The following is an 18,546-nucleotide window of genomic DNA, read 5'->3' on the forward strand; positions in this document are numbered from 1 at the left end:
ACCGGGCGCGTACCGCAAGAGCACCCCGGCCCCCGTTCTTCCATCGCGTACAGTCCGGTCGCAACGACCTCACTCATACGGGTGAGCAGTGAAGGAATGGTGACGCCGCTGAGGCGTCCGGGGCGCGAGAAAGGCTGAGGCATGGGACGCCACCGACGATCCGGCACGGGCGCCGCCGCCGAAGAGCGCACGGCGGGGACGGCCCGTCGGGGCGCGGGACACGGGAAGAAGCGTGTGCCGCTGCCCGTGCGCGCGGGACTCCTCGGCGTCTCCGCGGCCGTCGCCGTGGGCGCGGTCGCCATGGCCTCGGGCATCCTGCCGGGCGGCGGGGACACCTACACCGCCGGCGACACCACCGGCGGGGAGCAGGTCGCCTCCGGCGGCGCTCCCGACCTGCTGACGCAGGGCGACGCGGGTGCCGACCCCACCGGCCGCGCCTCCTCCTCCCCCACCAGCCGCGGCAGCGAGCGCCCGGCGGCGCCCAAGCGCGCCACTCCGTCCGCCTCCACCCCCGCCACTGCCACCCCGGAAGCCGGGGCGAGCCCCTCGACGGCGACGCCGTCGACCGGCGCCCCGGCCCCGAAGACGGCCCCGAAGACGGCTCCGAAGGCCGCCCCCAGGACGGCGGCTCCCCGGACCTCGGCCCCCGCACCGGCGCCCACCACGGCCGCCCCGGCCACCGACGACCGCGGCTCGTCCGGCACCTCCGTCCAGGCCGACGTGCTGGCCCTGGTCAACAAGGAGCGCGCCACGGTGGGCTGCAGCCCGCTGACGCTCAGCTCCTCGCTCACCGCGCTCGCGCAGGACTTCAGCCAGGACATGGCCGAGCGCGGCTTCTTCGCCCACACCGACCCGGACGGCAAGACCCCCTGGGACCGTGCCGCGTCCGCCGGGGTGTCGAACCTCGCCGCCGAGAACATAGCGCGCGGCCAGGCCGACGCCGAGGCCGTGATGGAGAGCTGGATGAACAGCTCCGGCCACCGGGCGAACATCCTCAACTGCGACTACAAGACCCTCGGCGTCGGCGTTTACATCGGCGACGGCGGTCCCTGGTGGACGCAGGACTTCGGCTTCTGACACTCCGGTCGCGGAACCCCGGCGGGAGCGGAGACCCTCGCGGGTCCCGGGCCGGTGGTCGTGGCCGGCGTGCCGTCGCCCGGCCTGACGCCGTCCCGGACCCGGGTACGCCGCGGTGCCGTCAGTCCAGAAGGGCGGCGGCGTGTCCGCGTGCCTGTTCCAGCCAGGCGGCCCGCGTCTCTTCGGACGCGTCCGTCACCGTCCGGAAGACGTGCCGTCGGACGTCCGTGACACCGATGTAGGGCAGGACGCAGGCCGCCCAGATGCTCTGCAACGGATCCCCGAACTCCGCCGCCTCGCGGTCGGCAGGCGTGTCGGACGTATTGAGGACGAGTGCCCGGCCGGCCCTGAGCAGTCCTTCGGGCTCTCCCTCGGCGCTGCCCAGCTTGTAGGCGACGCCGGGGGCCAGTACCCGCTGCACCCAGCCGGTGAGGACGGCGGGCGGCATGCCCCACCAGTTGGGGTGGACGAAGACGAGGACGTCGAGAGTGGCCACTTCCCGCCGGTGCATCGCCACTTGCGGGTCGTGTGCGCCGGGGGCGGAGCCGACCGTGTCCGTCTCCCGCGCGGACAGGCCGGGTACGAAGCCCTCGGCGCACAGGTCGTGCGCGATCACCTCGCAGCCCCGTTCGCGCAACCGGCCCACACGGCGTGGTGGAGAGCGTGGTTGAAACTGCCCGGACGCGGATGGGCCAGGTACACCCCTGCGCGTGTCATGTCGTCCCCCGGAATCGCCGCTCCACTCGGCGGGCGTGCGGCTCTGCGGCGCAGGCCCGGTGTCGTCGCTCATCATGGCCCGTTCCGCGTCGCTCCGGGAGACGTCCGCCGGGATTCCGGCGCGAGCCTCCCGGCCGGATCACACCCGTGGCGGACGCTGGCAGCGCGGGCAGAAGTAGCTGGAGCGGTTCATCCACGGGCGACGGGCCATCGGGGTGCCGCAGCGGTGGCAGGGCTCGCCCTCGCGGCCGTAGGCGTCCAGGGAACGGTCGAAGTAGCCCGACTCGCCGTTCACGTTGACGTACAGGCTGTCGAAGCTGGTCCCGCCCTGGGCCAGGGCCTCGTTCATCACGTCCCGGACGTGGCCGAGGAGTTCGGTGGAACGGGGCCGGGTGAGGGTGGCGGTCGGGCGGTCGTAGTGCAGCCGCGTGCGCCAGAGCGCCTCGTCGGCGTAGATGTTGCCGACCCCGCTGATCAGCGACTGGTCCAGCAGGGCGCGCTTGACCGTCGTGCGGCGCAGCCGCAGCGCGGTGTGGAACGCCGCGTCGTCGAACGCCGGGTCGAGGGGATCGCGGGCGATGTGCGCGATGACGTCGGGGAGTCCGTCGGGGGTGTCGGCGTGCAGCGAGAGGCCGCCGAAGGTGCGCTGGTCGACGAAGCGCAGCTCGGTGCCGAGCGCGTCCCCGAAGCGCATCCTGACCCGCAGGTGCTTCTCGTCCGGGGCCCCGTCGGGCCGGACCAGGAGCTGTCCGCTCATGCCGAGGTGGCCGAGCATCGAGGAGGACGCCTCCTCCAGCGGCACCCAGAGGTACTTGCCGCGCCGCATCGCCGTGCCGAACCGCGCCCCGGTCAGCCGGGCGGCGAAGTCCGCGCCGCCGGCCAGGTGCCGCCGGACCGCGCGCGGGTGCAGCACCTCGACGTCCTCGACGGTGCGCCCGGAGATCCAGCGCTCCAGTCCGCGGCGTACGACTTCCACCTCGGGCAGCTCGGGCACGGCATCTCCTGACGGGAAAAGGGGCGGTGAACCACGCAACCCCCCGGCGCACGGAGCGCCGGGGGGTTGCGGGGCCGGTCAGACGGACGTGTCGTCCGCGGCGACCGGCGGGTCGGCGGGGGCCAGGGGCTCCCCCGCTTCGGCGGCGGACTTCTCCGCGGCCTGCCGGACTTCTGCGGCGGCGCTGATCTCGCGCCAGGCGGACTCGGCCGCCTGCTGTTCCGCTTCCTTCTTGCTACGGCCGGTGCCGGTGCCGTACGAGACACCACCGACGCGAGCGGCAGCTGTGAAGGTCTTCTCGTGGTCCGGGCCGGTCTCCGTGACGAGGTACTCGGGGACTCCGAGCCCCTCGCTCGCGGTGAGCTCCTGGAGGCTGGTCTTCCAGTCCAGGCCGGCGCCGAGGTTGGAGGACCTGTCGATCAGCGGGTCGAAGAGCCGGTGCACCAGCTCCGAGGCCGCGCCGAGGCCCTGGTCGAGATAGACCGCGCCGATCACCGCTTCGAGCGTGTCGGCGAGGATGGACGCCTTGTCCCGGCCTCCCGTGCCCTCTTCACCGCGGCCGAGCCGGATGAAGGAGCCGAGTTCGAGGCCGCGGCCCACTTCCGCCAGCGCACGAGAATTGACCACCGCGGCCCGCAGTTTGGCCAGTTGGCCTTCGGGCAGGTCGGGGTGGATGCGGTACAGCGTGTCCGTGACCACCAGGCCGAGCACCGAATCCCCGAGGAATTCGAGCCGTTCGTTGGTGGGCAGGCCGCCGTTCTCGTACGCGAACGAGCGATGGGTCAGCGCACGCACCAGAAGGGCGGACTCGAGGTGGTACCCGAGCCGCCCTTCCAGAAGCGTGTGGGACGAGGCTGTGTTGACGTTGTCCGCCTGCTTCTTGGCGTGCGACAACTCAGACATCGGGCCTCTCACCAGCCGCTCAGACCTCGAGGACCTGGCGCTTGTTGTACGTGCCGCAGCTCGGGCACGCAATGTGCTGGAGCTTCGGCTCCTGGCAACGCTCGCACGAAACCAGGGTGGGGACCGCAGCCTTCCACTGCGACCGGCGGTGGCGCGTGTTGCTGCGCGACATCTTCCGCTTCGGAACAGCCACGGCTACTTCTCCTGCTTCTCGTCGACGCCTGCTTCGGCGCCGCCCATGTTGTCCTTCTCGCCGTCCTGAACGGTGTCGGCGAGTCCTTGCAATGCCGCCCAACGCATGTCGAGGGCATCGTGGTGGTGACCGGGATTATCGTCCAGCCTGATTCCGCATTCGGAACACAGGCCGGCGCAGTCCTCCCGGCACACCGGCTGCAGCGGCAGTGCGAGCACCACCGCGTCACGCAGCACCGACTCAAGGTCGAGCAAGCCGTCCTCGAGGAAGAACACGTCCTCGTCGTCCTCGGCGTCGTCGGCCGTGTCCGCGGTCTTGCCGCGGCCCCGGTCATCGGCGTCAGGGTACGAGAACATCTCCTGGAAGTCCGCCTCGACCTCGATGGTCAGCGGCTCCAGACACCTTACGCACTCCCCCTCGGCGGTCGCACGGGCGGTGCCTGTGACAAGCACCCCTTCCATGACCGACTCGAGGCGGATGTCCAGCACCACCGGGGCGCCCTCCGGCACACCGATGACCCCGTCGATGCCCATGACCGGCGAACCGGGGGCCTCGACCGTGCGGGTCAGCCGCTTCAGGGCACCAGGACGCCGACCCAGCTCATGTGTGTCGAACACGAGAGGGTTACGGAGGTCGAGGTGGCCGTTCAGGGCTTTTCCTGCTTTCGAATCACGGTGACGCTGGGGGGAGGGCCTGCCCGGTCCGGAGACGAAACGGGCAGCCGGGATCGCGGACATAGGCGCGACCGAAGAGCCAGGATACTTGACGTACCGCTCAGCACCCAATCCGGGCGGGGAGCCCCGGACCGGGAGGTCCGGGACACGCGCGCGGGTGGGGTCAGCGGCCCTGTTCGTAGCGGCGGAGCTGCTCCAGATCGATCATGCTGGTGTCGAAGAGGCTGGTCTCGTCCAGCGCGCTCTCGGCCTGCGGCTGCTGCGCGTGGTCCTGCTGCGGCCAGGTGTAGTCCTGCTGCGGCTGCGGCTGGTAGGTGGTCGGGTCGTACCCCTGCTGCGGGTAGGCGGCCGCGTACGGGTCGGGCTGCTGCGGGTAGCCGTAGACGTCCTGCGGGACCTGCTGGGGCTCCTGGTAGCCGTACGTCTGGGCGTACTGGGGCTCCGGCGCGGGCTGGTCCGGGTAGGACGGCTGCCGGGCGGGGACGGCGCGCGGGCCGGGCTCGGCGATCTCGGCGAGACCGGCCAGGTAGTCCGCGTCGCTGGTGTGCCCCTGGCCGCCGGCCGCGTCCTGGGCGGCCATGTGCGCGCCGAGGTCGTCGGTGGCCACCCGGCCGTGCAGCTTCTGCCGGCCGCGGCCGACCGCCTCCAGGGTCTTGGCGAGCACCGCCTCGAAGGCGCCGAGCTTGGTGTCCACGTAGTCGTCTGCCCGCTGCCGCAGGGTCTCCGGGTCGGCGGACCGCTCGGGCGCCTCGGGGTCCTCGTAGCCCTGCTCGTCCAGGCCCTGGCCCCGCCCGAGGAGCTTCTCGCGGCCCCGGTCGACGGAGCCGATGGTCTTGGTGAGCACGACCTCGAAGTTGGCCAGCTTGCTGTCGACGTACTCGTCGGCCTCGGCCCTGACCTCGTCGGCCTCCCGGCGGGCCTCGGACAGGATGCGGTCCGCCTCGCCCTGGGCGTGGCGGACGATCTCGGTGTCCGCGATCAGCTGCGCGCGCTCGGCGCGGGCGGACTCGATGATCCGCTCGGCCTCCTGGCGGGCCTGCTCGGCCATCTGCTCCCGGCCGCCGATGAGTTCCTGCGCGTGGGCGAGGGAGTCCGGGAGCGCTTCGCGGACCTCTTCGAGGAGGGCGAGCAGTTCGGCGCGGTTGATCACGCACGACGCCGACATGGGCATGGAACGGGCGTTGCCGACCGTTCCGACGATCTCGTCGAGCTTCTTCTGCACGTCCACCGTGTGCTCGCCACTCTCTGCTGCTGTTGGAGCCGGACGGGACGACCTTAAGGCCAGTCGGTCCCCGTCCGACACCTGGTGACGGGAGGTCAGCGCCTCACTTCTCGCCCAGCCGCTCCAGCAGGGCCCGGTGGACCGTCGGCGGCAGCAGGTGCGCGACGTCGCCGCCCCAGGTCGCCACTTCCTTGACCAGCGACGACGACAGGAAGCTGTAGGTCGGGTTGGTGGGGACGAACAGCGTCTCCACGCCCGAGAGGCCGTTGTTCATCTGCGCCATCTGGAGTTCGTAGTCGAAGTCGCTGACGGCCCGCAGGCCCTTCACGATCGCCGGGATCTCCCGCTGCTTGCAGAAGTCGACCAGCAGCCCGTGGAAGGACTCGACCTCGACGTTGCCGAAGTCGGCCGTGACGGAACGGATCAGTTCGATCCGCTCGTCGACGGTGAACAGCCCCTTCTTGGACTGGTTGATCATCACCGCGACGTGTACGACGTCGTACAGCTTCGAGGCTCGGCCAATGATGTCGAGATGTCCGTTGGTGATGGGGTCGAACGACCCCGGACAGACGGCGCGGCGCAACGTGATTCCCTCGCTCCCGGGTGCGGTCATCGTGCGTCTTCGCACGTAAGGGCGGCGCGACCGTACCAAAGCGTCGCTTCGCCGTAGCGGCGGGACCGCAACGGCTCGAACCCTTCGGGCCAGCCGAATTCCCCGCCCCTGGTGCTGCGTTCCACGGTGACGAGTACGTCGTCCGCGAGCCAGCCCTGCGCACGGAGTGTGAGGAGGATCTCCCGGAGATCGTCGTCCGTGACGGCGTACGGCGGGTCCAGGAAGACCACGTCGTACGGGGCGGCGGGGGCCGGAGCCGCGGCGATCTGCTCCGCCTTGCCCGCCCGCACCTCGGCGCCCGGCAGACCGAGGGTGCGGACGTTGTCACGGACGGTGCGGACGGCCGGGGGGTCGGTCTCGACGAGCAGCGCGTGCGAGGCGCCGCGGGAGAGCGCTTCGAGGCCTACGGCGCCCGAGCCGGCGTAGAGGTCGGCGATCCGGATGCCGTCGAGGGTCCCCAGCAGCGCCTCCCAGGTGGAGAACATCCCCTCGCGGGCGCGGTCGGAGGTGGGACGGGTGCCGTTGCCGGGCGGTACGGCCAGGCGGCGTCCGCCGGCCGATCCGGCGATCACGCGGGTCATGGGTGTCGGTCCTCGGGTCGCGGTCGGCACGCGCGGGTGTGCCGGTGCCGTGCCTCCACGATATGGCGTACGGCGGGGGACGGCCCGGGCGGCTCCGGGCGTCGGCCGCCGCCCGGCCGGTCAGCCCTTGTCCAGGTACTCCTCGCGGTCCTTGTCGAGCAGTGCGTCCAGCGCGACGCGCAGCTCGGGGTGGCGCTCCAGCCCGGGGTCGGCGGCGACCACGGAGACGGCCTCGGCGCGGGCGGCGGCGATGATCTCCTCGTCGTCGACGACGGTGAGCATCCGCAGGGAGGACCGGACTCCGGACTGGGCCTGGCCGAGGACGTCGCCCTCCCGGCGCTGTTCGAGGTCGATCCGGGAGAGCTCGAAGCCGTCGAGGGTGGCGGCGACCGCGCCGAGCCGGGCGCGGGCGGGGCTCGCCCCGTGCGCCTCGGTGACCAGCAGGCAGACGCCGGGGGCCGATCCCCGGCCCACCCGGCCGCGGAGCTGGTGGAGCTGGGAGACGCCGAACCGGTCGGCGTCCATGATCACCATCGCGGTGGCGTTGGGCACGTTGACGCCGACCTCGATGACGGTGGTGGCGACGAGGACGTCGACCCGGCCGGCGGCGAACCGGCGCATCACGTCGTCCTTGTCGTCGGGCGCCATCCTGCCGTGCAGCACCTCGACGCGCAGACCCGCCAGCGGGCCCGCGGAGAGCTGGGCCGCGACGTCCAGCACGGCGAGCGGCGGGCGCTTGTCGGCCTCCGGCCCGTCCTTCTTCTCCTTCTTCTGCTGGGCCTTCTCGTCGTCGTCCCCGATCCGGGGGCAGACGACGTATGCCTGGTGACCGCCCTCCACCTCCTCCCTGATCCGCTCCCAGGCGCGGGCGAGGAAGTGGGGTTTGTCGGCGGCGGGCACCACGTGGCTGGCGATCGGCGAGCGCCCGGCCGGGAGCTGGTCCAGGACGGAGGTCTCCAGGTCGCCGAAGACGGTCATGGCGACCGTGCGCGGGATCGGGGTCGCGGTCATCACCAGCAGGTGCGGCGGCTGCTTGCCCTTGGACCGCAGGGCGTCGCGCTGCTCGACGCCGAAGCGGTGCTGCTCGTCGACGACGACCAGGCCGAGGTCGTGGAACTGGACCTTGTCCTCGATCAGGGCGTGGGTGCCGATGACGATGCCGGCCTCGCCGGTGACCAGGTCGAGCAGGGCCTGCCGACGGGCGGCGGTGCCCATGGAGCCGGTGAGCAGCACGACTTTGGTACCGCGGTCGGAGCCTCCGAGCATGCCGCCCTCGGCCAGTTCGCCCATCATCTCGGTGATGGAGCGGTGGTGCTGCTGGGCGAGCACCTCGGTGGGCGCGAGCATCGCGGCCTGGCCGCCCGCGTCGACGACGGTGAGCATGGCGCGCAGGGCCACCATGGTCTTTCCGGAGCCGACCTCGCCCTGGAGCAGCCGGTGCATGGGGTGTTCGGTGGCGAGGTCGCCGAAGATCTCCGCGGTGACCTTGAGCTGGCCCTCGGTGAGGGTGAAGGGGAGCGTCGCGTCGAAGGCGTCGAGCAGTCCGCCGGTGACGGCCCGGCGGGCGACGGCGGGGAGCTGGGTGTCGGCGTACCGGCGGCGGGCGAGGGCGACCTGCAGGACGAAGGCCTCGTCCCACTTCAGCCGGGCGCGGGCGTCGGCGACGTCGGCCTTGGTCTGCGGGCGGTGCACCTTGTGCAGTGCCTCGGGCAGCGGCACGAACCCGCGTCCCTCGCGCAGCGCGGCCGGCAGCGGGTCGACGGCCCGGTCGGCGCTGGGCAGCACCACGTCGACGGCCTTGGCGATGCGCCAGGAGTCGAGCTGCTTGCAGGCCGGGTAGATCGGCAGCAGCCGCCCGGCGAAGGCGTCGACCGCCTCGGCCACGTCCGCCTCCGGATCGCCGGCGGAGCCCTCCGGCGGCGCGTCCAGGAGCTGGTAGGTGGGATGGGCGAGCTGCGTCTTGCGGTTGAAGACCGAGACCTTGCCCGCGAACATCGCCCGGCGTCCGGGGAGCAGTTCCTTGTGCGGCTTGTGGACCCCGTGGCCGAAGAAGACGAGCTGGAGCTTGCCGGAGCCGTCGGTGAGAGTGACTTCCAGGCGTTTGCCGCGCCCGCCGTTGAAGGCCATGATCCGGGCGTCGGCGACCTGCGCGACGACCGTGACGTGCTCGTCGACGGGGAGGTCGGTGAGCGACGTCAGCCGGCCGCGCTCCTCGTACCGCCGCGGGTAGTGGTGCAGCAGGTCCCCGACCGTGTGCAGACCGAGGTGGTCGGCCATCACCTTCGCGGTGGCTCCGCCGAGCAGCTTCTTGAGGGGTTCATCGAGCGCAGACACGCGTTCCATTGCACACCACGGCACCGACAACCGTGCGCCGGGCACGGCCGTGGGACCGCCGGGACCCGCTACTCGACGCCGATGAGCAGCGGGGCGCTCTGGTGGCCGCCCCGGTAGACCACGGTGTCGACGGCCAGGTGGCCCGCGCGCACATGGGTCTCCAGCTCGTCCCCGAAGGAGTCGGGCACGCCTTCGCCGAGGACCAGGGTGACGAGTTCGCCGCCGGCCGCGAGCATCCGGTCGAGCACCGTGCGGGCCGCGCCGGGGACGTCGGGGCCGATGAGCGCGACGTCCCCGTCGATCAGGCCGAGGACGTCGCCGGCCTGGCAGATACCGGCGGTGGTCCAGGACCGGTGCTCGGCGACGGCGACCTCGGCGTACCGGGTGGCGCCCGCGGCGGCGGTCATCGCGACCACGTCCTCGTCGAAGGACCGCTCGGGCTCGTGGACGGCGAGGGCGGCGATGCCCTGGACGGCGGCCCGGGTGGGGATCACGGCGACCCGGATGCCCTCGGCCCTGGCCTGTTCGGCGGCGGCGGCCGCGGTGTGGCGCAGACCGGCGTCGTTGGGCAGCAGCACCACTTCGCGGGCGTGCGCGCGGCGGACGGCGTCGACCAGCTCGCCGCTGGCGGGCGGCTCCCCGGGCCGGGCGAGGACGGTGGTGGCGCCGGCCCGCGCGCACAGGTCGCAGAGTCCGTCGCCGGGGACGACGGCCACGACGGCCCGGCGGGCGGGCTCGGGGCGGGCCTGGCCGCGGGCGGCGGCGAAGTGGGTGATGCGGATGCGGTGCGGCCGGCCCGCCTCGACCCCGGCCTCCACGGCGGCGCCGGCGTCGTCGACGTGCACGTGGACGTTCCACAGGCCGTCGCCGCCGACGACGACCAGGGAGTCGCCGAGGCCGTCCAGCCGGGTGCGCAGCCGCTCCACGGCCTCGTCCGCGGCCTCCAGGAGGTAGATCACCTCGAACGCGGGCCCCTCCCCGGGCTCCCCCGCGCAGTCGTCGGCCGGGGCGGGGCCGCCGGGGGCCCGGTCGGGCGGGCCGGGGACGGGCCGGGTGGCGCGGACGGGCGCCCGCCCGGTGACGGTCTCCAGGAGCGCCCCGAGGACGACGACGAGTCCTCGTCCTCCGGCGTCCACGACGCCGGCCCGTTGCAGCACGGGGAGGCGGTCCGGGGTCGTCTCCAGGGCGGCGACGGCACCCTCGTGGGCCGCCGCGGCCACGGCGGCGAGGTCGCCCGACGCCGCCCCGGCGACTTCGGCGGCCTCGGCGGCGGCGGTGGCGACGGTGAGGACGGTGCCCTCGACGGGGTGGGCGACGGCCCGGCGGGCGGAGGCGGCGGCGCGGGAGAGGGCGCGGGCGAGGTGGTCGCCGTCGCCGCCGGCGGCCAGGACCGAGGCCATGGCGCGCAGCAGTTGGGCCAGGATGGTGCCGGAGTTGCCGCGGGCTCCGATGAGCGCCCCGTGCGCCATGGCGCGTACGGCGTCGGCGGTGGCGGGGGCGGTGGTCCCGGTCGCGTGGGCGGCGAACACCGCTTCGACGGCCGCCGCCGCGGACTCGGCGGTCAGGTACAGGTTGGTGCCGGTGTCGCCGTCCGCGACGGGATAGACGTTGATCGCGTCGATCTCCTCACGCTCCCGGCCGAGGCCCTCCAGGGCCAGTGCGCACCAGGTGCGTACCGCGACGGCGTCCAGGGTGTCGGTGGGGTGCGGCACCGTCTTCAGTCCTCCTTGAGCGCGGCCGTGGCGGCTGCACGGCAGCGTATCCGCACGCCCCCGGAGGTGACGGGGGGCGGGAGGAGCGCGGGCCGGACCGTGGTAGTTTCGTTGTACCGACGCAGCCGTTGTATGGTGTTTCGGTTGCCCGATGCGAATCGGGCTATTCCTCCGGTACCGCCACTTCAGTTCGCTGATTCCGGCGTGCCGGAATTCACTGTAAGTGCATCTGAAGTCTTTGGAGTGACCCGTGGCTGCCAACTGCGACGTCTGCGGCAAGGGGCCGGGCTTCGGCAACAACATTTCGCACTCGCACCGCCGTACGTCCCGTCGCTGGAATCCCAACATCCAGCGCGTGCGTGCAGTGGTCGGTCGGACGCCGAAGCGGCTCAACGTCTGCACCTCGTGCATCAAGGCCGGCAAGGTCGCGCGCTGACGTACACGTCGTAGCGCAGCCTTCCGGTTGCCCAAAAAGCCGGTCCACCTCGGTGGACCGGCTTTTTGCTGTGCCCGTGCGGGCCGTGGCCGTCCCGGTCAGGCGCCGCGGGTGCGCCAGCCGTGGTCGACCGGGCCGATCCCGGCACCGAGCGGGAAGCCGCCCTCGATGGCTCCGGTGACGTAGGTCTTGGCGTTGCGGACGGCGGTGGGGACGTTCTGGCCCCGGGCCAGTCCGCAGGCGATGGCGGAGGCGAGGGTGCAGCCGGTGCCGTGGGTGTGCCGGTTGTCGTGCCGGGGAGCGTGCAGCCAGTGCTCCTCGGAGCCGTCGGTGAGCAGGTCCACCGCCTCACCGGGCAGATGGCCGCCCTTGACGACGACCCAGCGCGGACCGAACTCCAGCAGCGCGCCGGCGGCCCGGCGCATCCCGCGTTCGTCCGTGACCGCGATCCCGGTGAGCTGCGCCACTTCGTCGAGGTTCGGGGTCGCGACGGTGGCGACGGGCAGCAGCTTCGTGCGTACGGCGTCGAGCGCCTCGGAGGCCAGCAGGGAATCGCCGTGCTTGGAGACCCCGACCGGGTCCACGACCACCGGGGCCCGGGTGCCGGCGAGCAGTCCGGCCACGGTCTCGACGAGGACGGCGGACGAGAGCATGCCGGTCTTCACGGCCTGGACCCCGATGTCGTCGACGACGCTGCGGTACTGGGCGGTGACCGCTTCGGCGGGCAGGTCCCAGGCGCCCTGCACCCCCAGGGAGTTCTGCGCGGTCACGGCGGTCAGCACGCTCATGCCGTGGCATCCGAGGGCGAGCATCGTCTTCAGGTCGGCCTGGATCCCCGCGCCGCCGCCGGAGTCGGAGCCGGCGACGGTGAGCACACGGGGCAGGGCGGAGGTGGTTATCGGCATGGCCCGCAATCTACTGGGGATCTTCCGCGACGCCGATCCGGTCCCACCTGCTGGTCGCCCCCGGCCGGTTCAGTCCTCGATGGAACCGAAGTGGTCCCAGCCGCCCGTGCTCGTCCAGGGCGCCCCGTCCACGGTGACCTGGGGCAGCGCCGAGGGGTGCACGACCTCGCCGATGACCCGCCAGCGCGCGGGGAGTTTGACCTCCGGCGGGAAGGTCGCGACGATCGCGTGGTCCTCGCCCCCGGTCAGCACCCACTGGAGCGGGTCGACGCCGACGGCCTGGCCGATGTCCGACATCTGCGAGGGGATGTCGATCAGTCCGGACCGCAGGTCGATGCGGACCTTGCTGGCCTCGGCGATGTGCCCGAGGTCGGCGACGAGTCCGTCACTGACGTCCGTCATCGCGGTGGCGCCGAGCCCGGCCGCCGCGGGGCCCGCGTGGTACGGGGGTTCGGGCCGCCGGTGGGCCTCGACGAAGGCGCGCGGCGAGCGGAACCCGCGGGAGAGCACGGCGAATCCGGCGGCGGACCAGCCGAGCCAGCCGGTGACGGCGACGACGTCGCCGGGGCGGGCCCCGCCGCGGGTGACGGGGTCGTGGTTGCGCAGGTCGCCGAGGGCGGTGATGGCGATGGTGATGGTGTCGCCGCCGACGACGTCGCCGCCGACGACGGCCGCCCCCGCCACCTGGCACTCGTCGCGCAGGCCGTCCATCAGTTCGGCGGCCCAGGTGACCGGCAGGGCGGCGGGCACCACGAGCCCGAGCAGCAGCGCGGTGGGCACCGCGCCCATCGCGGCGATGTCCGCGAGGTTCTGCGCCGCCGCCTTGCGGCCGACGTCGTACGCCGTCGACCAGTCGCGGCGGAAGTGCCGCCCTTCCAGCAGGACGTCCGTACTCACCACGACCCTGCGGTCCGGCGCGGCCACCACGGCGGCGTCGTCGCCGGGGCCCAGCCGCACCGCCGGAGTGGTGGTGAGCCGGGAGGTGAGCTCCTTGATGAGCCCGAACTCCCCCAACTCGCCCACGGTTCCCTTCACCGAGTCTCACCTCTCATGTGTCGCGCCGGGCGTCCGCCCGGGCTGTCGTGGCCGTCGCGGGCCGGGCGTTCCCCGTGCGGCGGACCCGGCTCGCGGTCGCGGGCCGTCACCGCTGTCGGTACCGTCGTAAGACACGTCAACTTCTGCCGTCCGTACGCCACGCCGGGGCCGGCACCCGGTCCCGGGGTCTCCCCGCGCCCGTCGGCGACGCGATAACGTGGCGTCCCTTTCCCCCACATGATCCTCGTGGCCGCCCTGGAGGTTCCGTGGTACAGGCGTACATCCTCATCCAGACCGAGGTGGGCAAGGCGTCGACCGTCGCCGAGACCGTCTCGAAGATCCCGGGAGTGATCCAGGCAGAAGACGTCACCGGACCCTATGACGTGATCGTGCGCGCGCAGGCCGATTCGGTCGACGAGCTCGGTCGCATGGTGGTCGCCAAAGTCCAGCAGGTGGACGGCATCACACGAACCCTGACCTGCCCCGTCGTCCACCTCTGACCCCCGTCTACGCTGGCCCGGTGACGTTTTCCCGCCGCCGGTCCCCGCGCCCGCTGTTGTTCGGTCCGTCCGCCGTCGTGCTCGTCCTGGCCGCGGCGGGCTGCACCGCCGGGGGTGCGCAGCCCGCCGTGACGGCTCCCTCCCCCTCGGGGGAGGCGGCCGCGTACTGCGAGGCGCTGGACCGGGCGCTGCCCGGCACCGTGGCCGGCCTGGAACGCTCCGACCCCTCGCCGCGGTCGCCGCTGACCGCCGGCTGGGGGGACGGGGCGATCGTACTGCGCTGCGGTGTCCCGCGGCCCGCGAAGATGGAGGACGCCCAGTCCAAGGCGATCGACGCGGACGGCGTCAACTGGCTGCTGGAGCAGCGGGCCGACGACGGGCCCCGGTTCACCTCGACGTACCGCAAGGCGTACGTCGAGGTGACGATGGACGAGAGGTTCGCGCACGACGCCAGCCCGCTCGCGGAGTTCGCCGGAGCCGTCCGCCGGACGGTCCCCGAGAGCCTGTGAGCGGGCGGCGTCGCGCGCGTGGGGCCAAGGCGTGCGACCGGACCGGTCAACGCAGTCCCGTGGGGCGGTCCAGCGCCGCCTGGATGAGCCGGTCCACCAGCTCCTGGTAGCCGACCCCGCTCTCCTGCCACATGCGCGGGTACATGGAGATCGGCGTGAAGCCCGGCATGGTGTTGATCTCGTTGATGACGAACGTGCCGTCCTCGGTGAGGAAGAAGTCGGCGCGCACCAGTCCCTCGCAGGAGGCCGCCTCGAAGGCGTCCACGGCGAGCCTCTGGACCTCGGCGGTCTGCTCGGGGGTGAGCGGCGCGGGGACCATGCCCGCGGCGGAGTCGATGTACTTCGCCTCGAAGTCGTAGAAGTCGTGCGCGGTGACCGGGGGGATCTCGGCGGGCACGCTCGCGCGCGGGCCGTCCTCGAACTCCAGCACCCCGCACTCGATCTCGCGGCCGCGCAGCAGCGACTCGACCAGGAACTTGGGGTCGTGGCGCCGGGCCTCCTCGATCGCCTCGTCCAGGCCCGCGAGGCCGTCGACCTTGGTGATGCCCACCGAGGAACCGCCGCGGGCGGGCTTCACGAAGAGCGGCCAGCCGTGCTCCCCGGCGAAGTCCACGATGCGCTTGCGGGCGGCCGCGGGGTCCTTGTCCCACTCGCGGGGGCGGATCACCTCGTAGGGACCGACGGGCAGCCCGAAGGAGACGAACACCCGCTTCATGTACTCCTTGTCCTGCCCGACCGCCGAGGCGAGAACGCCGGCGCCGACATAGGGCACGCCAGACAGTTCGAGCAGCCCCTGGAGGGTGCCGTCCTCGCCGTAGGGGCCGTGCAGCACGGGGAAGACGACGTCGACCTCGCCCAGCGCCTTGGGCACGGAGCCGGGTTCGGCGTAGACGACCTCGCGGCTGCCGGGGTCGACGGAGAGCACCACACCGCCCTCGGTGGACTCGGCGAGCTGGTCCACGTCGGGCACCCGCCGGTCGGTGATGGCCATCCGGGCGGGCTCGTCGGCGGTCAGCGCCCACCGCCCGTCCGTGGTGATGCCGATCGGCAGGACGTCGTACTTCGTCCGGTCGATGGCGCTCAGCACGGCGCCGGCGGTGACGACCGAGATGCCGTGTTCGGAGCTGCGTCCGCCGAACACGACGGCCACGCGCGGCTTGCCGCTCCGCCGCACAGGGCTCTCGGGGCGCTCAGGGCTCTGGGGAAGGTTCTCGCTGCTCATATCGCGATGAGCGTACCTGCTGGTAGGGGCGGCGTCAGCGTCGCTCGGGCTTGGGGCTGCGCGACATGAGCTCCTTCACCGCGAGGACCGGCGACTTGCCCTCGTGGACGATCTCCACGACCGTTTCCGTGATCGGCATGTCGACGCCGTGCCTGCGGGCCAGGTCGAGCACGGACTCGCAGGACTTGACGCCCTCGGCGGTCTGCTTGGTGGCGGCGACGGTCTGTTCGAGCGTCATGCCCCGGCCGAGGTTGGTGCCGAAGGTGTGGTTGCGCGACAGCGGCGAGGAGCAGGTGGCCACCAGGTCGCCGAGTCCGGCCAGTCCGGAGAAGGTCAGCGGATCGGCGCCCATCGCCAGGCCCAGACGGGTGGTCTCGGCGAGGCCGCGGGTGATGAGCGAGCCCTTGGTGTTGTCGCCGAGGCCCATGCCGTCCGCGATGCCGACGGCCAGCCCGATGACGTTCTTGACCGCGCCGCCGAGCTCGCACCCCACCACGTCGGTGACGGTGTACGGCCGGAAGTACGGGGTGTGGCAGGCCGCCTGGAGCCGCTGGGCGACGCTCTCGTCCTCGCACGCCACGACGGCGGCGGCCGGGCGGCGTTCGGCGATCTCTTTGGCGAGGTTGGGGCCGGTGATGACCGCCACCCGGTCCGGGGAGACCTTGGTGACGTCCGCGATGACCTCGCTCATCAGCTTCGCGGTGCCGAGTTCGACGCCCTTCATCAGCGAGACGAGGACGGTCTGCGGCTCCAGGTGCGGGGCCCACGCGGCGAGGTTCTCCCGCAGGGTCTGGGAGGGCACCACCAGGACCGCGAAGTCGGCGCCGCGCAGCGCCTCGGCGGCGTCGGTGGTGGCCCGCACGGAGGCGGGGAGTTCGATCCCGGGCAGGTAGTCGGGGTTGGTGCGGGTGGTGTTGATCGCCTCGGCGACCTCGGGCCGGCGTCCCCAGAGGGTGACCTCGCAGCCCGCGTCGGCGAGGACCATGCCGAAGGCGGTACCCCACGAGCCGGTTCCGAAGACGGCTGCCTTGCCGGGGTGCGTCACGTGGTTCCCTTTCCCTTCGCCCTGCGCCGCTGCTCCGCGCGGGCCTTGCGGTGATCGTAGGGCGTGGCGGGGGCCTTCTCGCCGCGCACGATCTCCAGCTGCGCGGTGACGGCGGCCATGATGGCCGCCGTGACCTCGCGCAGCACCTCCGGGGTGGGCTCCCGGCCGTAGAACCGGTCCAGGTCGACCGGCGGCCCGGCCTGCACCTGGAAGGTCTTGCGGGGGAAGAGCCGGAGCTTCTTCTCCTTGGCGTACGGCGGCATCACGAGGTTGGCGCCCCACTGGGCGACCGGGATGACCGGGGCGCGGGTGAGCAGCGCCAGCCGGGCGGCGCCGGTCTTGCCGGCCATCGGCCACATCTCGGGGTCGCGGGTCAGGGTGCCCTCCGGGTAGAAGGCCACGCATTCGCCCCGCTCGATCGCGGCGACGGCCGCCCGGAAGGCGTCCAGTGCGTCGGTGGTCTCCCGGTAGACCGGGATCTGGCCGGTCCCCCGCAGGATCATGCCGACGAACGGGGTGCGGAAGAGGCCGGCCTTGGCCAGGTACCTCGGCACCCGGCCGGTGTTGTACTGGAAGTGCCCGTAGGACAGCGGGTCCAGGTACGAGTTGTGGTTGACGGCCGTGATGAATCCGCCTTCGGCCGGAATGTGTTCCATTCCACGCCAGTCGCGCTTGAAGAGAACCACCAGCGGCGGTTTGGCGATGGCCGCTGCCAGGCGGTACCAGAAGCCGATTCTGCGGCCGGACACCCGGACACCTTTCCCTAGTTCGTGGACCTGACTGCCTGGCTACCGACGGTCAAGTCACGCCCCAGGCCCCTGCTCTGCAGAGAACACCGTACGCCTCGCCCCACGGGCCGGTCCCGCAGGTTCTCCTACCGGCGCGCGAGAATGGCCGCCGACGCTCATGGAGGGGGAGATCGCCACGAACACCGACCCGACCGACGGCTGGTCCCTGATCGTTCCGCTGAAGCCCTTGGCGCACGCCAAGAGCAGGCTGGAGCGGGCGACGGGCGGCCCGTGGCGGCCCCGGCTCGCGCTGGCGTTCGCGCAGGACACGGTGGCCGCGGCGCTCGCCTGCCGCGCCGTCCACGATGTGGTGGTCGTCACGGACGATCCGGTCGCGGCGGCGGCCCTCGCGGAGCTCGGCGCCCGGGTGGTGCCGGACGCCCCGGCCGCGGGGCTCAACCCGGCGCTCGCCCACGGCGCCCGGGCGGCGCGGGCCCGGCGGGCGGGCTGCCCGGTCGCCGCACTGAACGCGGATCTCCCGGCGCTGCGGCCCGGCGAATTGGACCGGGTGCTCGAATTCTCTTCCGGATTTCCCCGTACATTTCTCACCGATGCCGCGGGAATCGGCACGACATTTCTGTCGGCCCGCCGGGGTTCGGAATTGCGTCCGGTTTTCGGAGGTCCTTCCCGGTTGCGTCATCTCGCCTCCGGCGCGAGGGAAGTCACTCTGGCCGGGCTGGATTCCGTCCGCCGGGACGTCGACACCGGCGAGGACCTGCGGGTCGCACTGGAGCTGGGGGTGGGGCCGCACACGGCCGCTCTGGACGCCGCGGCGGCCCTGGACGCCGGCGCCGCGCCGGCGGGCGACCGCTAGGCTGCCGTCCATGCAGGCGACCGCGTACACGTACGACTCCGAGACCCGCAGCGGAAGTGTGCTGCTGGACGACGGCACCCCGGTGGAGTTCGGCGCACCGGCCTTCGACGCGGGCGGGCTGCTGATGCTGCGGCCGGGCCAGCGGGTGCGGATCGAGGGCGAGGGACGGGGCGCCGGACTGCGGATCTCCCTGGTGACGCTCCAGACCTTCTGACGCCCCCGCGGGCCTCCGGGGGTGCCGGACACGCCGCGGGCCGGGCTCCCCCGAGGGG

21 protein-coding genes are annotated in these 18,546 nt (G+C 72.7%); 6 read left to right on the top strand and 15 right to left on the bottom strand.

Annotated features, from left to right (window positions below; all coding sequences use genetic code 11):
• Positions 1 to 141 precede the first annotated feature (141 nt).
• Positions 142 to 1,077, top strand: coding sequence for a CAP domain-containing protein (locus tag Q0994_RS13405; RefSeq protein WP_299533547.1), 936 nt, complete (start codon positions 142 to 144; stop codon positions 1,075 to 1,077).
• Between the two features lie 121 nt (positions 1,078 to 1,198).
• On the opposite strand, the gene Q0994_RS13410 is transcribed toward Q0994_RS13405, so the two are convergent.
• The 10 genes from Q0994_RS13410 to Q0994_RS13455 all read right to left on the bottom strand — a co-directional run bounded on the left by Q0994_RS13410 (position 1,199) and on the right by Q0994_RS13455 (position 11,020).
• Positions 1,199 to 1,693 (bottom strand): NAD(P)H-dependent oxidoreductase, encoded by a 495-nt coding sequence (locus Q0994_RS13410; protein ID WP_299533550.1) that lies wholly within the window; start codon positions 1,691 to 1,693, stop codon positions 1,199 to 1,201.
• A gap of 240 nt (positions 1,694 to 1,933) precedes the next feature.
• Positions 1,934 to 2,788, bottom strand: a complete 855-nt coding sequence (mutM, locus tag Q0994_RS13415; protein WP_299533552.1) for a bifunctional DNA-formamidopyrimidine glycosylase/DNA-(apurinic or apyrimidinic site) lyase — start codon at positions 2,786 to 2,788, stop codon at positions 1,934 to 1,936.
• A gap of 78 nt (positions 2,789 to 2,866) precedes the next feature.
• The gene (gene rnc, locus Q0994_RS13420; protein ID WP_299533555.1) at positions 2,867 to 3,691 is read right to left on the bottom strand and encodes a ribonuclease III; all 825 of its coding nucleotides are present in this window, start codon (positions 3,689 to 3,691) and stop codon (positions 2,867 to 2,869) included.
• Positions 3,692 to 3,710: 19 nt separating this feature from the next.
• On the bottom strand, positions 3,711 to 3,884 hold the full coding sequence (gene rpmF, locus Q0994_RS13425) for a 50S ribosomal protein L32 (protein ID WP_003965982.1): 174 nt from the start codon (positions 3,882 to 3,884) through the stop codon (positions 3,711 to 3,713).
• 2 nt (positions 3,885 to 3,886) lie between these two features.
• Complete coding sequence (locus Q0994_RS13430; RefSeq protein ID WP_299534146.1) at positions 3,887 to 4,501, bottom strand: DUF177 domain-containing protein; 615 nt, start codon at positions 4,499 to 4,501, stop codon at positions 3,887 to 3,889.
• Between the two features lie 220 nt (positions 4,502 to 4,721).
• Complete coding sequence (locus tag Q0994_RS13435; RefSeq protein ID WP_299533618.1) at positions 4,722 to 5,786, bottom strand: cell division initiation protein; 1,065 nt, start codon at positions 5,784 to 5,786, stop codon at positions 4,722 to 4,724.
• Positions 5,787 to 5,883: 97 nt separating this feature from the next.
• Positions 5,884 to 6,363: a pantetheine-phosphate adenylyltransferase gene (gene coaD / locus Q0994_RS13440; protein ID WP_299534149.1), complete on the bottom strand. Its 480-nt coding sequence runs from the start codon at positions 6,361 to 6,363 to the stop codon at positions 5,884 to 5,886.
• A 26-nt stretch (positions 6,364 to 6,389) separates the two neighbouring features.
• Positions 6,390 to 6,974, bottom strand: a complete 585-nt coding sequence (gene rsmD, locus Q0994_RS13445; protein WP_299533620.1) for a 16S rRNA (guanine(966)-N(2))-methyltransferase RsmD — start codon at positions 6,972 to 6,974, stop codon at positions 6,390 to 6,392.
• A 120-nt stretch (positions 6,975 to 7,094) separates the two neighbouring features.
• Positions 7,095 to 9,317 (bottom strand): ATP-dependent DNA helicase RecG, encoded by a 2,223-nt coding sequence (recG, locus tag Q0994_RS13450; protein WP_299533622.1) that lies wholly within the window; start codon positions 9,315 to 9,317, stop codon positions 7,095 to 7,097.
• 59 nt (positions 9,318 to 9,376) lie between these two features.
• Positions 9,377 to 11,020 (bottom strand): DAK2 domain-containing protein, encoded by a 1,644-nt coding sequence (locus Q0994_RS13455; RefSeq protein WP_299533625.1) that lies wholly within the window; start codon positions 11,018 to 11,020, stop codon positions 9,377 to 9,379.
• A gap of 250 nt (positions 11,021 to 11,270) precedes the next feature.
• Between Q0994_RS13455 and rpmB the strand changes: the two genes are divergently transcribed.
• Positions 11,271 to 11,456 (top strand): 50S ribosomal protein L28, encoded by a 186-nt coding sequence (gene rpmB / locus Q0994_RS13460; protein ID WP_030928661.1) that lies wholly within the window; start codon positions 11,271 to 11,273, stop codon positions 11,454 to 11,456.
• A 98-nt stretch (positions 11,457 to 11,554) separates the two neighbouring features.
• Here the strand turns inward: rpmB and thiD are convergent, their stop codons facing one another.
• Together thiD and Q0994_RS13470 are read right to left on the bottom strand one after the other, a co-directional pair.
• Positions 11,555 to 12,361 (bottom strand): bifunctional hydroxymethylpyrimidine kinase/phosphomethylpyrimidine kinase, encoded by an 807-nt coding sequence (gene thiD, locus Q0994_RS13465; RefSeq protein WP_299533631.1) that lies wholly within the window; start codon positions 12,359 to 12,361, stop codon positions 11,555 to 11,557.
• 69 nt (positions 12,362 to 12,430) lie between these two features.
• Entirely contained in the window at positions 12,431 to 13,396 is a 966-nt protein-coding gene (locus tag Q0994_RS13470) for a thiamine-phosphate kinase (protein ID WP_299533633.1), read from the bottom strand.
• 266 nt (positions 13,397 to 13,662) lie between these two features.
• Here Q0994_RS13470 and Q0994_RS13475 point away from each other — a divergent pair, with 266 nt between their 5' ends.
• Together Q0994_RS13475 and Q0994_RS13480 are read left to right on the top strand one after the other, a co-directional pair.
• Positions 13,663 to 13,896 (top strand): Lrp/AsnC family transcriptional regulator, encoded by a 234-nt coding sequence (locus Q0994_RS13475; RefSeq protein ID WP_299533635.1) that lies wholly within the window; start codon positions 13,663 to 13,665, stop codon positions 13,894 to 13,896.
• 20 nt (positions 13,897 to 13,916) lie between these two features.
• On the top strand, positions 13,917 to 14,405 hold the full coding sequence (locus tag Q0994_RS13480) for a DUF3515 domain-containing protein (RefSeq protein WP_299533637.1): 489 nt from the start codon (positions 13,917 to 13,919) through the stop codon (positions 14,403 to 14,405).
• A 46-nt stretch (positions 14,406 to 14,451) separates the two neighbouring features.
• Here Q0994_RS13480 and Q0994_RS13485 read toward each other — a convergent pair whose 3' ends face one another.
• Genes Q0994_RS13485 through Q0994_RS13495 form a run of 3 tightly spaced genes read right to left on the bottom strand, consistent with a single transcriptional unit; the run spans position 14,452 to position 17,421 of the window.
• Complete coding sequence (locus tag Q0994_RS13485) at positions 14,452 to 15,627, bottom strand: D-alanine--D-alanine ligase family protein (RefSeq protein WP_299533640.1); 1,176 nt, start codon at positions 15,625 to 15,627, stop codon at positions 14,452 to 14,454.
• 34 nt (positions 15,628 to 15,661) lie between these two features.
• Positions 15,662 to 16,672, bottom strand: a complete 1,011-nt coding sequence (locus Q0994_RS13490) for an NAD(P)H-dependent glycerol-3-phosphate dehydrogenase (RefSeq protein ID WP_299533643.1) — start codon at positions 16,670 to 16,672, stop codon at positions 15,662 to 15,664.
• A complete protein-coding gene (locus Q0994_RS13495) occupies positions 16,669 to 17,421 on the bottom strand; it encodes a 1-acyl-sn-glycerol-3-phosphate acyltransferase (RefSeq protein WP_299533645.1) in 753 nt (250 codons plus the stop codon). Before Q0994_RS13495 ends, Q0994_RS13490 begins: the two co-directional genes overlap by 4 nt.
• 157 nt (positions 17,422 to 17,578) lie before the next feature.
• On the opposite strand from Q0994_RS13495, the gene cofC reads away from it, so the two are divergent.
• Together cofC and Q0994_RS13505 are read left to right on the top strand one after the other, a co-directional pair.
• Positions 17,579 to 18,274 carry a 2-phospho-L-lactate guanylyltransferase gene (gene cofC / locus Q0994_RS13500; protein WP_299533647.1) on the top strand — a complete coding sequence of 232 codons (696 nt, stop codon included), beginning with the start codon at positions 17,579 to 17,581 and terminating at the stop codon, positions 18,272 to 18,274.
• A 10-nt stretch (positions 18,275 to 18,284) separates the two neighbouring features.
• Positions 18,285 to 18,488 carry a hypothetical protein gene (locus tag Q0994_RS13505; RefSeq protein WP_299533649.1) on the top strand — a complete coding sequence of 68 codons (204 nt, stop codon included), beginning with the start codon at positions 18,285 to 18,287 and terminating at the stop codon, positions 18,486 to 18,488.
• Positions 18,489 to 18,546: the final 58 nt, after the last annotated feature.

It is taken from the genome of uncultured Streptomyces sp., assembly GCF_947488945.1.
Classification (GTDB): domain Bacteria; phylum Actinomycetota; class Actinomycetes; order Streptomycetales; family Streptomycetaceae; genus Streptomyces.

What these genes read in the sequence shown, in the direction of transcription:
- rsmD (WP_299533620.1), bottom strand. Translation starts at nt 6,974, where the DNA reads ATGACCCGCGTGATCGCCGGATCGGCCGGCGGACGCCGCCTGGCCGTA.
- thiD (WP_299533631.1), bottom strand. Translation starts at nt 12,361, where the DNA reads ATGCCGATAACCACCTCCGCCCTGCCCCGTGTGCTCACCGTCGCCGGC.
- Q0994_RS13505 (WP_299533649.1), top strand. Translation starts at nt 18,285, where the DNA reads ATGCAGGCGACCGCGTACACGTACGACTCCGAGACCCGCAGCGGAAGT.
- Q0994_RS13485 (WP_299533640.1), bottom strand. Translation starts at nt 15,627, where the DNA reads ATGAGCAGCGAGAACCTTCCCCAGAGCCCTGAGCGCCCCGAGAGCCCT.
- cofC (WP_299533647.1), top strand. Translation starts at nt 17,579, where the DNA reads ATGGAGGGGGAGATCGCCACGAACACCGACCCGACCGACGGCTGGTCC.
- recG (WP_299533622.1), bottom strand. Translation starts at nt 9,317, where the DNA reads ATGGAACGCGTGTCTGCGCTCGATGAACCCCTCAAGAAGCTGCTCGGC.
- rnc (WP_299533555.1), bottom strand. Translation starts at nt 3,691, where the DNA reads ATGTCTGAGTTGTCGCACGCCAAGAAGCAGGCGGACAACGTCAACACA.
- Q0994_RS13405 (WP_299533547.1), top strand. Translation starts at nt 142, where the DNA reads ATGGGACGCCACCGACGATCCGGCACGGGCGCCGCCGCCGAAGAGCGC.